The following is a 12,337-nucleotide window of genomic DNA, read 5'->3' as shown; positions in this document are numbered from 1 at the left end:
TGGCCGAAGGGTGGCAACTATTGCGCGCTCGGTCCACCCGTCAGTTCAACCCCAGCGCCTTGAACGCAGCCTGTCGCACATCACCATAGAAAATCGGGTCGACATGCTCCAACACATCCGGAGCGAGCTCCAGCACCTGTCGCTTGTTTCCTACCGGCAACAACGCGCGTTTCGCTCCATTGTCCATCGCGACCTGAAGAGGTTCGGCCAGCGATCGAACTGGCTTGATGTTGCCCTGGACGCTCATGTCGCCCAACACGAGAAGGCCGGGTTGTGGCTGCGCTTTGCGGGTGATGCTGAACGCGGCGACGAAGAACGCGACACCAATCTCGGCCTCCACTCGATTTCCGAGTAGGTCGATGACCTCGACGTGGAAGTCGGAGGTGTCGAGCTCCCGGCCAATACCGAAAGACACTTTGTTCGCCTGCAGGTAGCTGAATGCGCGGCTGACGGACTCCTTCATCGTGCCGCTTACACCGCCGGCAAGCTTGAGCTTGCCGGTGCCTGAAGACTGCGACACCTCCACGCGATAGAGGCCCACAGTTCCGTCACTGCTGACTGACGCTGTGTAGACGGTCCCCGGCGGCAACGGATCGGCGGAGATGAGATCACGACCACCTTGCTCCGGCACGCCCACGAAGCGCTCCTCACCCGTAGCGCTATCCAGGTAGCTGAAGCTGGTGTGGTGGTATTCGAAGCCGCCCATCTTCTTGAGCTGCTCCTTTACGCGCCGACGGCCTTCGATGGCAAAAGCGAGAATGTCCTCGAGGTCCTCCTTTGAAACCTGCCCGTGGGGGTGCAAGATTTTCATCATCGCCGACACCGTGCGACGCACCGCCTTGCGGTCCCGGGCGTTGAGATGGCTCCCGAGACCAAAGTGATGGTCGATGACCTCGGTGAAGTTCGACTTGCGGAGCTCGCGCAGCGCCTCTGCCAAATAGTCGACCACGAATCCGTAGTGATCGGTGAAATGGTCGTTCTGCATCTTCGGCACTTCCCAGCCCGGAAGGTAGAAGTGCAGGCGATCGATGAAGGCCATGTCGTCCCGGATGATGTCCGGCATCGGCGCGAAGAGGTGACCCGTCTGCACCATGACGTCGATCGGCTGCTGCGTGTTGCCGAAGAGCGCGATGCTGGCGTAGCCGGAAACTTCCTCCTGACCCCGTTGGTAGCGCCCAGACTCGCAGTAGGTCTTGAGCGTTGTGATGACCTCTTTCGGCATCTTCTGGAGATCAGCAACCTCGTCGAAGCCGACTACATCCCAGATCTGAACAAGACCTTTCTGCCGGCCCGACATGTGCCCGAAGAGGTTTGCGACCGTGGTTCCGCCCGTGAGCAGCGATGAGTACGGCGAGAGCTCCTGAACTGCGTATGACTTCCCCGTGCCGCGCGGGCCGAGCTCGACGAGGTTGTAGTTCTGTTCACAAAGCGGTGCAAGACGCAGCAGGAAAAGGAGCTTGAGCCGTCGCTCCATGACCGTGGGCTCGTATCCCATACTGCGAAGGATGAAGTCCATCCACTCGTCGGTGGTGAACTCGGCGCGCAGCCTGCGGTACTCCTCCAGGTCAAAAGCGGCGAGCTGAATGGGCGTTAACTTGTCGATCCAGAACGGATACTTGCCGCGGTTCTCCTCGTCGTACTCGAAGCGCATGTCCACCTGAGCCCAGATGCCGCCGGTGAGCAAGCGATCGAAGTCCCGGACATAGTGGTCGGGAACATGCACGTACTTGTGGTCGAAGTGGGAGAGCTCAGCCCAGTAGTCGGAGTCGACCAGCCGCACCTTGACCTTGTCGAGGAAGGTCCAGCGCTGCTTCTCCTTCACCTTGCTCTGGGCTTTCATCGACTCGTCAGGACGAATGTAGTTGTCGGACAGCGTATCCATGACAACCTGCATCCCCATCTGGATGGCCATCTCGTCCGACGACGCACAGTACTTGCCCAACAGGTACTCGAGGACGAAAACCGGCACGTTGGCGCCGACCTTCACCTTGCGGACAAGATCCTTGCGGACGACCTTGCCTGCAAACACGCGGTTGACCTTGTCGTCGAGGTCGTCTCGCCTCGCTACGGTCTCGTTCATCATGGTCACATTCCCAGCTTCACATCGATGTCAGCAGATTGGGCGAGAACCGCGTCGGTGGCGGGGTCCTGCGCGACGATGCGGATCTTGTTGACCTCATCCCGGGTGAGCATCATCGCCACATTTGCTGGCTTACCGGGCTGCAGCATCAAGACGCCAGACGCTCGGTCGAGCTCAGCATCCAATGCCATGCCACAGCGGCCAACTTCGAGCCCATCCGCCAGAAGAATGAGACGAACGGGCACTTGCTCTTGAGAGAAGAGCTCTGCAGCCACCAGCACGCGCATACCGAACGTACGGTTGGTGAGCACACTGGGGTAGCCCTCGAGCGCAACTTTTGAGCCGGACGCTGCCTCCGGCGCCCCCGCCGACGGCATCCGCAGCGTGACCACCGGCACAATCATTTCCTGAAGGCTCGGGCCGCCATGATGGAACGCCAGATCGCCACCGGCCCGGAACACAGCAAGCCCTTTAGGGAAGATGAAGTCGAGATCAGTGTCGTAACCGAGCTCCGCACCAGACACACGGGTCGCGGCTGCGGGGGTGTGCGCACCGCGGCCGGCCCAGCATCGCCGGTGCTGGTCCACCGTATCGCCCCCTGGCTTATCCATCAGCATGTCCTCTTCCTTGCGGATCGAGAACTGATGGCCATGGTCTGCGGTGATGACAAAATGCTCGACGCCAGTGCGGGCGAGCTTTCGAACGGCTCGGGCGAGATTGCCGATGATCGTGTCCATGATCTGTCGGGCAAGCAGGCCACCGTCCATCTCACCAAGACCATCAATCGACTGCGATCGAACGATGGTCAACGGCGCATCAGCGAGTTGCTTCTCTAGCGATCGCGTCGACTTCTGCAGGAGCTCGCCAAGGTCGATGTCGACGGCTTCGGGGCGAACGGCTTTGAGATACTTCATCCGTTCCGAGAGCCCCGGCATGGTCGTGTCACCAATCCGGGCAGCCAGCTTTCCTTTGTGATCGATCACCGAAAAGCTCGACGATGCGCCTGGCAGCAGCGCTGCCATGCCGATCGGTGTGATCGAGGGGAGCGCCCCCACAGCAGGCACAAGGCGGAGCTCCTGAGCCCCTTCGAGCTGCTCGACCAGGTCGGCCGCCATCTCGAAGCGCATCGCGTCGACAAAGAAGTAGGCGATCCGGCCGCGTATCGGCTCAACGAGCTCCGGATAGATGCGGGTCTGGTGGAGAACCCCATTAACTGACCACCCGGCTGCGGCCAGCGCAGCCGTGTAACCCTGGGTCATCTCCTTCAGCAGCGCCTCATGGTTACGACGAACCAGCCCAAGTGCTCTTTCGAGCGAAGGCTCAGGCTCGTCCTCGAGCTTCGCTACCCAGGACTCAAGCGCACGCTGGGCGAGGTCGGCCCGATACCACTCACTCGCATAGCCTTCGACCCAGCTTTTCGGGGTACCGTTGCCCTTCTTGAGCAGCGGACGAGTAGTGGCAACCGCCCGCCCCAGCTCGGCCATCAAGCGGCATGTTTCCCACTGTCCGAGTCTGCCGAGACTGCGATCCACCCAAAAACTGCGTCGGCGGGCTAGCACCAAGTCAAGGGCGCGCTCGTAATGTGCGTCCCCAATCAGCTTCGCCGCATGTTCGAGCAAAATCGTTTCCTCGAAGCGGAAGGTGTCGACCGTTCCGAGTGCATCAGCATCGATCGCTAGCGCAGGGAGGCTGAGCTCGCGTTCGAGTCCATCAGCGATCTCCGTGTAAGCATCCGGATACTCGTGGCGAAGGCGTTCGGCAACATCACGAACCCGTTGCACCTCGTCCTTCGTCGGCGGCGTCGGGATCACATTCAGCTGACTAGGCGCCTCGCTCGCAAGATCAGCGCGGAACTCATTGATAAGTACGTAGCGCAGGGTCTGGTGCCGAGCCTTGACAAGGCTGGCATCGGATAACGGGAGGCCAAGGCGGGCCTGTACAAGCCTGTGCAATTCCGGTACGGCCTGCTTTGCCTCGAGATCAGCGTCCCAAGCATCATCGGCGAGCCAACGACAGATCAGCTCCTCACTCGACCCTTTACCGAGGACGAGCTTAACCAGGGATGCGGATCCGCCCTCAGTGCTGCTCTGGTCGACCAAGAATCTCACGACGTCCTGATAGGTCAGCGATGTCGGCGCAAGCATCTCGTCAATATCGCCATCGGTGTATCGCCGCCGCAGTTCGTTCCGTGCGAGCGCCCGCAGGCTGGGCTCGTAAGACCTGCCGGCGCAGTCGAGCTCGAAGAGCACATTCCAAACCTCTTTACCCTGCGCGGTATTCGGGCCAGCCGGCGCCCGCAGCTTGCCCAGCTTCTGTTTGGCATAGCCGGGAACGTACACCAGGAGAGGCTCAGGGAATGGCGCAGCGAGGATAGGCTCGACCGCGGCCTTTAGGGCAAAGAACGAACCGTCAAAGCGGGCCAAACAGGCCAACGTATCAAGGATGCGGACACGTGGGAGATCGCCCACGCCAGCACCCACGACCTCAGGTTCCTCGAAAAAGAGTTGGAACTCCTCGCGCAGGTCGTAAAACACGACGATCCTGCGCTCTCGAAGGAGCCGGTCGAGCGTCGACGCGATCTGTTGATGGAGACCGTGCACTATCTGTCCTCCCCGTGCGTGCCCACGTGGTAGCGCGTGCCCCGCTTCTGTCCGCTGCGAATGACATCGCCTCGGTCGAGCAAGACGGCGACTGCTTTGTTCCAGTCCGTATCGGATAGACCGGTGGCGGTGAGGACGTCGGCTTTTGAGGCGCCTCCGGCAACGCGGGCGATGGCAGCCTTGACCGCGTTGAGGGTCGCCTCATCAACGATCGCCTCCGCAGTCGGAGCACGAGCGGCGGTCGGAACAGACTTCGGCGCCGCGCTTTGCGGCGACGAGCTTTTGGCCTTCGGCTTCCGACCCTTACTCACTGCCGGTGTCGCGGCAGACAGCAGGTCCTTCAGCGCAGCCTTGACCGTCGCAGAGGTCCGCTCGTCGATGAGTTTCTGAACCGTAGTCTCATCGACTTGCTGCTTTTGCCAGGTGCCGGACGCGTCCTCATGCCAGAACACTTCTTCTAGACCGTGGGCAATTGCAAGGCTGCGGTCGTCGATGCACTTGAGGACCACTCTTTCCGGCCACAAGTGCATGGCGAGGTGCGCCCAGTCGTACTCGCCACTGACGAGCTTGTCCCAAGCCTTCTTGCATTCGGCCTGCCAACTCCTGCTCTGAGGAACTAACCGCCAGAGTGGTGCGAAGTTGAGGATGACCCCATCGTCGAGGTTCGGCTTCCAGAGCGGCGCAACTCGCGCGATCTCAGTTCTAAGCGCACTGAGTTCACCGACAAAGATCTCCTGTAGCTCGATCTCGCGCCGCGCAGCTGCCGAGGGGTTCGCTCCCGCCTCCTGAGTGAGGCTGTCGAGCTTCGACTTCTCGTGATCAAGCTTACCGCCAAGAACGTCGGCTTCGAGAAGTCTGAAAAGTGTGTCGCTGGTTGCTCGGTGGATATAGATCCACACGGAGTAAGAACCCGACGCAGTTGCGAGTTGCCAGTAGATGGGCGCTTTGCGGCGACTCTTGCTGTAGCGCTTGATGTGCAGCTCAAAGAACTGAGTGGCATACCAAGTGCGCAGGTCCGCGACACCGAGCAGCTCGGCGGCCTCGTGCCATCGGGCGTTGGCGTCGTCGAACACCGCCTCGAAAACCGCCCGAACGGCGTCGACGAGATCACGCGGGTGCCCAGGGTCGTCAACAAGAAATCCGTCTATTGGGAAACTCAGCGGGTAGCCTTCCGGATGTACTCTGAGGGGAAAGCCGTCGACGCCAGTGAGCATCCCGGGGGCGCAGGCGGGCAGAGGGTCGAACGGCTCGGGTTCGGGAGGGGCGGCACGCTCTCCTGTCGCTAGGCATACGTCGAACCGACCAAGCGCCACGCCTACCGACCATGAGAGCAGCGAAATTAGCATTGGTAGCGCGTCGAGCTCGACGATCTCCTCGTCGGAATCATTGGCATCACCTTCCTCCTGCTCTGCCCTTACGTTCTCGGTACTTACCCCGAATCCTTCCTCGATACGCTTCCGGTCTTCTGCCGAGAGTTCGTAGAGGCGGTAGGCATGGTCGTCGATCTCTGCCGCGAGCCTCTCCAACTCCGCTTGCGTGGTTGCCGTAACCGCTTCCCAGGCCTGCGCACGAGCCGTTAGCCGATCGGCGTGTACCTGGAGCAGAGCTGGAAGAAGAAAAGCGTGAGAAGTCTCGTTGCTAGTATCAAGCCGCCGCTTCAGGGACCAGCTTCGCAGGGCGCGTTCCGCGAGCTCGTTTGCTGCTCCGGGATTCAAAAGTGGGATCGGCGTAGCTGCGATCATTCCGACTTCATACGTTAGAGTCTGACCAGATCCGGCGTGCCCTCTGGACATCATTAACTGGACGAGAAAGTGAAAGACCCTTGAGTTGAGCAGCGCGAGCCAAGCCAACTCGCAGCCACGCTCAACGAACGCCATTGGGCCGTTGTGGCCGAAAAGGCATCCGGCTGGCACCGCAGCAAACCAACCTGCACTGTGTGGTCTGGCTGGATAAGTTAGCCCCCGCCGAAGAAAATAGTTTGTGGCAGTATCTCGGAGCATCCAAACATTCGAGCGAACTCCACCCCGTTCGTTAAGATTATTCTGGATTTCTAAGCCATTACGCGCCCAGTTCACGACCAAATACAAATCCGCGTAGAACGGAGACAGCCTTCCCCCTTTCGCGAAAGCAAACCATCGCTCCGACGCACCACGAGGATCAACTTCGGACCAAAGGCGTAGAAACCGGAAATCGTCGGCAGTTGCGAGGCCTTGTTTGACGGTTCTCCCGCTTGAAGCAAACGAGGCCAGGTCGCTAAAGAGATGTCGTACTCGTTCGCTTACCCAGTACGCAAACGGGGCGCGAGGGATTTGGCCAAAGGTCGTGATGGACGCCTCGAATCGAGCTGGGCTCGCACCACGAATGGCCTCGCGCAAAAGTGAAGCCTTTTCCGAAACGGGCGCCTCAATGGCACGAATGAACACCGTCTTCATCAGCGCGCCTCCCCATCGCGTTTGAGCGGCACGCCCCCGCGGCGTGCGAGTCTAAAGCCAAGACGGTAGATGTCCGGCACATCGATCCGGCCGGTTGTCATCTCGCGCCAGATCCCAAGTTCCACAAGGCGCTTTCGAGCGCTATCGGTTGAGTCGATCTCAGCTGCGAAGACTTCGGGAGCAGCGAGCGCTCCTACGTCGTCCCATCGCTTAGCTGCCTCGGCGAACTCGAACGGCACGGCCACATGCCCCGCGAGCGCGGCCATTAGTTGCCCGACCCAAGGATGCTCCTCACGGATCTCTTCAAGCCGGATGTCAGACGCTCTTTGGACACCCGCATGAAGGCTACGGAAGTGAATGGCGTACTCGTGATCGGCATGCTGGTCTGCCGTGTGTGACACTGCCGTCGCCAACGCCGAAAGAAAAGAGCGCGGGCTGATGTCGTTACGAGCGTCGGCAAGGTGTATCGGCAGCCAGCGATATGGGAACCCCCTACGTGCACTTTCGCCCATGAAGGGCCCGGTGAGCCGGTGAAACAGTCGCTCCTGAATCGCAGGTTCGAACTGCGATTCAGGAGGAAGTGTCCAGTTTGCGGCTTGCGATAGCTTCAGGATCTCCTTTAACTCTACCCGGCCCAGGCCCCGACCCTTGAGCTTTTGCTCAAACAGCGTGGTGTACAGATCCTGACGGTACTCTGCGCCATGCAGAGGATGGTTGCCGAGCAACTGCCAAAGTAGCCCGTAGAGCTCCGTTGTTAGCCAGCGTAGCGATGCCGTCGATGCCCGCAGCTTAGATGCGTCGGGGAATCGGCCCACTCTAGGGTCTTCAAACTGATCCGTGCGCAGGAAGACTTTGGCACGTAAGTGCCTAAAAGATCGAAGCTCGAGTGCGAACTGGCAGAGGCCTTCCACCAGGACGTAAAAGTTGGCAGCGTCGTCCGCAGCATAGTCCAGGGCGTCAAAGACCCAGATACAGTCACGATCGATGGCATGCAGGGTCGCGTCGAATTGCTCCAGCAGGCGATCAGCCGCCTCGGGGTTTGCCACGGTCCAAGCAACTCGCTCTTCCCAAGCGTCGATGCCGGGAAGGACCAGGTTGACGAGTGGAATCTGACGACCATCCGCGAATCCCACTCCGCCCCCCTCAGCCACATCTCGACCGAACCCGTGCTGTTCTGCGAAACGTCCTGCGCTCCAAACGACAACCGCCTTCCAGATAAGGCGCGACTTCTGACCTGCATCAATAAGAGGCGTCAACGTGTCTTTGCTCGGGTACTGGGTGGAATCGCGCGTCTTACCGAAGCCCGGGAAAACGAGTGTTTCCTCTCGGATTCGGACATCAGGCGCTAGACGCGCCAAAAGGCCACGGTGCTCGCGGGATTGAAGCGCCGCCCACCAGTAGCTCTTGCCCATACCGCGATCGCCTAGCACCACAGGAATATTGATGTGGAGCGCCCGTGCGTGCGTTTTTGGCACGAAGAATTGATGCCTTGGCGGAGGCGCTCCGTACTCGGCGCTTTCTACCGGAAGGGCATCGCGAATCAGCTCGCGGAGATCTGTTGTGCGCATGCGGGTGTTCACGGCGCCTCCTCTTCCTCTAGCAGGACGCGATCAAACCACGCCAGAAATCCCCCGTAGGCCGCCGCCACATCGTTCTCGGCCCACGCTTTCTGCGGATCAAAGGCCATGAGGGCACGCTGCCAGAAGACGGTCCTTGGGTAGTGCCGTCCGGATGGATCATCCGCAGGCGAGTAAAAGATGTCGGGGTCGAGTCCGTCACCTTGCTCGTCGTAGAGGGTGTCGCGGAAAAGATCCCACGCGTTGTCCGATAAGGCGTTGATGTAGTCGTCCCGGCCGGTGTCGGGTACCTGCGCCCCAACCACCCAGAGCTTCTCGCGAAACGCGCGGCGGTCTGGATGGATTGCCCAATGTTTGAATAGGAACCCATAAGCGCTCCATGTCTGCGGCGTATCCACGGCAAACATCAGCGTGTCGGCGCCCATCGCGAGAATCAAGGCTGCGCTCGTATCGTGCAGCCCGGTGCGGCTATCGAGGAGCACGACGTCAGGCATCTCCTGTCCTTCGATGCCCTCAACCAACCGCTTGAGACGGCTCGGCCAAGGCTCGTGACCGTTTGGCCCGCGCTCGAGGTAAGCCCGCCCCAGCTTCGCGAGGTAATCCCCGGTGTCAGAGCCAAAGGCCGGCACAACAGTGATCGTGCCTGGACCATTAGCCAATGTGCTCTGCCGAACCATCTCGCCGAGCACAGCATCGCCCTGACCAAGCGCATCCTCGACAAACCAGTCCACAATGCCAAAGCGAGGTAGGTCGGCACCGAGAAGCGCGGCGCCGACGCCCGGTGATTCAAGGTCCAGATCGAAGACAAGGACTCGCTTCCCCTTCTTGGCAAGATGCCAAGCAAGGATCGTGGCCGTCGTCGAGCGCCCCACGCCCCCCTTCATAGAGAACAGTGTGAAGCGCTTGCTGCGAGGGGTCCCCAGGGGGGGAGACGCACTCCACTCTGCCCCCATCAGCAGTCGGTCGTGAAGACAAACCTTGTGACCTGCGTTTTCGGCCAGCACAGCAGATGCCTGATCGTCCGGCAACTGGATCGACTTGAGGTCCTCACGGTACATGACCAAATCGTTCGCCGGGTATGCGTAGGCCCCCAGTGCTTGGGCAATATCAGTAATGAGACCTTGAATGTGTGGATAGAACGGTGACTTATCGTCTCGCCGCTTCTTCAGCAAAACCCGAATGCGGCCATGCAGGTCGCGGACAAGAAATACGTGTTCCTTGAGGTCCGGGAGTCGTGCTTGCGCGAGCTGCGTTGCCTTCTCGAGGGCGTCGTTGAAGTTCATGCAGTCACCCCGTCAAGGATTAGCTTCTCCAAGCTCAGGCGGCATTGATTTGCTGCAGCCCTGTGGCTCGGAATGGCGGATGCCGTAATCGCATCGCGGGCCCAGTAGCGTTGATCGATCGACCAGTCGGCAAAGGGATTCGACTTTTCCAGCGGCTCAAGGTATCGCGACGCAAGGCCACCCTCAGCAAAACTCTGAAAAGCCGCCCAGAGCTCGGGCATGTGGACCCTGTGCCCCTTGTCCTGCGGTGCTCCGTCCGGGCTCACCGCCATGCCCAGTGCAAGCATGACTGCCTTGAGAGAGCACTCTGCAGAGAGCCCAAATAGATGGTCAGCGTTCGCCCCACGCGCTTGCGCGAGCAGCAATTCAGCGTCATGGAAGTGGCGATCGGAGGCGTCCAAGAAGCTGGTGCTCATTCAGTTGCTTCCTTGCGAAGGCAGTAGGCCGCGACCTCAACCATGGCACTGTCAAGGACGCCTTGCCCGAGATCGGCAAAAACGATGGGTGGGGCCTCCTTCAGCAGAATCTCTTCCCGCCATTTTTGGAAGCTGGAGAGGAAGAAGCCGGTTCGGGAGGTGATGGCACCGAGGTAACCATTGGGATGAAGCAGTTCGATGCCGCGCTCCACGAAGGCTGCGTAAATGTCGTTCTTCGTGCGCGGATAGGCCGACTCGAACTCCTTCTTCGCTGCCAGGCTCGCTGCACCGAAAGGTGGATTCATCAGCACGACGTCGAAATGCTTGCGGCACAAATCAATGAATGCGATGCCCTGCGCGGCATCATCGGCGAAGAGTTGCCGCCGGACACCCACTGCAGTTGGCGCCCCAGCAACGTATTCCTGAAGTGCCTCGATGATGCGTTCCTCAGCCGAGTCGAAGAAGGACTCGTCCGAGATGCCCGATAGATCGAACTCCAACTGATGACTGGGAGGACGCTCGAAGCCAGGGAGACTGTCCTGTGGCGCACGCTGTGCCTGAACAAATTGCTGACGGGCCTTGGCGACCGCGCTCCTGATGGCGCGGTCAATCTTGAGCAAGGAGCCAAGCTCACCCGCAAGTTGCATCTCGTCGACCATGCGCTGGAAGAGCTCCCCGAGCACGTTCGGTCGCAGTGTCGCGGCAAACTCGGCCACCATGCTTCGATCGCCCGGCATCGGCTCCGCGACGACGATATTCGTTCGCCCAATGATCGGACGCTCTTGGGCCTGGACCTTGCGGTCGTTGTATGCGCGCTGGGCGCGCATCCATAGTGCGAGGGCTGCGATCTGCGCAGCGCGCGGGTCGATATCGATGCCGTAGAGGTTGTGACGGAGAATCAGTTCGGGCACTGCGCGGTGCAAGGCTGACTCGGACTCGTAGTCTTCGCGGAGCGTCCGGCCGGTGACCTCGGACTTGGGTGCACCCTCAGTGCGCCACGCTTCCTCGTAGATGCCGAAGAAGCTGCGCGTCGGATCGCCGGCAAGCAAGTCAAACGCGTAAAGAAGGAAGTGACCGGAGCCGCAGGCGGGATCGAGCACGCGCATGTCGCGTGGATCCTTCGAAGCGCGTCCCTCGAAACCCTCCTCGGACTTCACCAGGTAGTCGAGGTGGGTGAGTTGCGTATTGGCGCCACGCATCTCGCACCAGGTTCGGCCAAGGGAGTTGTCAGTTAGAAACTGTACGACGTACCGTGGCGTAAAGAACTGATTGCGAACGGCCAGTTCGCGGCTATTGCGCGGTGCCTGGCTTTCCGCACGCATCTGGCGCCGCTCGTCCTCCCCGTTGAAGTACTGGTAGACCCAGCCGATGGTTTCGTCCTCAATCCATACGGAAGCGATCTCGGGGTCGTTCAGGGCAGCCAGAAGATCGTGCAGCGCCTGGCGTCGTGGCCAGAGAATGGTCGCAGCGTCACGCCGATCGAAAAGCGCACGCACTTCCTGCGCGATCTCGTCGAAAATCGTTTCAACGTAAATCCGGTAGCCCTTGTCGGGCAGCGTCACGAGCCCGGGCGCGAGGGCGATGTACTCCTTGAAGCCGGCCGAGTCTTCACCCCGCGAGATGCACTCCTGCACAAGTTTGCGCGCCTCGAGCATCTTCAAGGCGACGAAGCGATTGAGCGTATGGAAGGCTGCCTCGCGCAGGTAGGCTGCGACAGCACCCGCAGACGTGATGCCCAGCGAGCGCTTGTGAGCGACGGCGGCCACAAGCTTGTCCCAGATCACGCGCTCCCGAGGAGGCAGGTGCGCCCCAGGGGCGAGCGGGATCCTCCCGTCCAGCAGGATGTCGTAGCGCCCCTCCAACTGCTCCCGAAACTCCTCCTCGAGAAGCCGTCGTGCTTGCTGGGTGAGGCGCTCCAGTTTCTGTCGTGTCTCCTTCTCCACGTGATG

At 60.5% G+C, this 12,337-nt stretch carries 7 protein-coding genes; all 7 read right to left on the bottom strand.

The window, feature by feature from the left end; all coding sequences use genetic code 11:
• Positions 1-40: 40 nt before the first annotated feature.
• From brxL to AAG895_RS09400, 7 genes are read right to left on the bottom strand one after another with little or no spacing between them, the layout of a single operon-like run.
• Positions 41-2,083 carry a protease Lon-related BREX system protein BrxL gene (gene brxL / locus AAG895_RS09430; protein WP_345791767.1) on the bottom strand — a complete coding sequence of 681 codons (2,043 nt, stop codon included), beginning with the start codon at positions 2,081-2,083 and terminating at the stop codon, positions 41-43.
• Positions 2,084-2,085: 2 nt separating this feature from the next.
• Positions 2,086-4,680 carry a PglZ domain-containing protein gene (locus AAG895_RS09425; RefSeq protein WP_345791766.1) on the bottom strand — a complete coding sequence of 865 codons (2,595 nt, stop codon included), beginning with the start codon at positions 4,678-4,680 and terminating at the stop codon, positions 2,086-2,088.
• Complete coding sequence (locus tag AAG895_RS09420; protein ID WP_345791765.1) at positions 4,680-7,112, bottom strand: hypothetical protein; 2,433 nt, start codon at positions 7,110-7,112, stop codon at positions 4,680-4,682. The genes AAG895_RS09425 and AAG895_RS09420 overlap by 1 nt, the downstream gene beginning before the upstream one ends.
• Positions 7,112-8,692: a hypothetical protein gene (locus AAG895_RS09415; protein ID WP_345791764.1), complete on the bottom strand. Its 1,581-nt coding sequence runs from the start codon at positions 8,690-8,692 to the stop codon at positions 7,112-7,114. The genes AAG895_RS09420 and AAG895_RS09415 overlap by 1 nt, the downstream gene beginning before the upstream one ends.
• Positions 8,689-9,972 carry a P-loop NTPase gene (locus AAG895_RS09410; protein ID WP_345791763.1) on the bottom strand — a complete coding sequence of 428 codons (1,284 nt, stop codon included), beginning with the start codon at positions 9,970-9,972 and terminating at the stop codon, positions 8,689-8,691. The genes AAG895_RS09415 and AAG895_RS09410 overlap by 4 nt, the downstream gene beginning before the upstream one ends.
• Positions 9,969-10,388 carry a hypothetical protein gene (locus AAG895_RS09405; RefSeq protein WP_345791762.1) on the bottom strand — a complete coding sequence of 140 codons (420 nt, stop codon included), beginning with the start codon at positions 10,386-10,388 and terminating at the stop codon, positions 9,969-9,971. The genes AAG895_RS09410 and AAG895_RS09405 overlap by 4 nt, the downstream gene beginning before the upstream one ends.
• Positions 10,385-12,331, bottom strand: a complete 1,947-nt coding sequence (locus AAG895_RS09400) for a DNA methyltransferase (RefSeq protein WP_345791761.1) — start codon at positions 12,329-12,331, stop codon at positions 10,385-10,387. Before AAG895_RS09400 ends, AAG895_RS09405 begins: the two co-directional genes overlap by 4 nt.
• Positions 12,332-12,337: the final 6 nt, after the last annotated feature.

Source organism: Thauera sp. JM12B12, assembly GCF_039614725.1.
Taxonomy (GTDB): Bacteria; Pseudomonadota; Gammaproteobacteria; order Burkholderiales; family Rhodocyclaceae; genus Thauera.
Note: the sequence above shows the minus strand (reverse complement) of the source record. Positions and strands in the feature narration are given on the sequence as shown.

What these genes read in the sequence shown, in the direction of transcription:
- brxL (WP_345791767.1), bottom strand. Translation starts at nt 2,083, where the DNA reads ATGATGAACGAGACCGTAGCGAGGCGAGACGACCTCGACGACAAGGTC.
- AAG895_RS09420 (WP_345791765.1), bottom strand. Translation starts at nt 7,112, where the DNA reads ATGAAGACGGTGTTCATTCGTGCCATTGAGGCGCCCGTTTCGGAAAAG.
- AAG895_RS09410 (WP_345791763.1), bottom strand. Translation starts at nt 9,972, where the DNA reads ATGAACTTCAACGACGCCCTCGAGAAGGCAACGCAGCTCGCGCAAGCA.
- AAG895_RS09405 (WP_345791762.1), bottom strand. Translation starts at nt 10,388, where the DNA reads ATGAGCACCAGCTTCTTGGACGCCTCCGATCGCCACTTCCATGACGCT.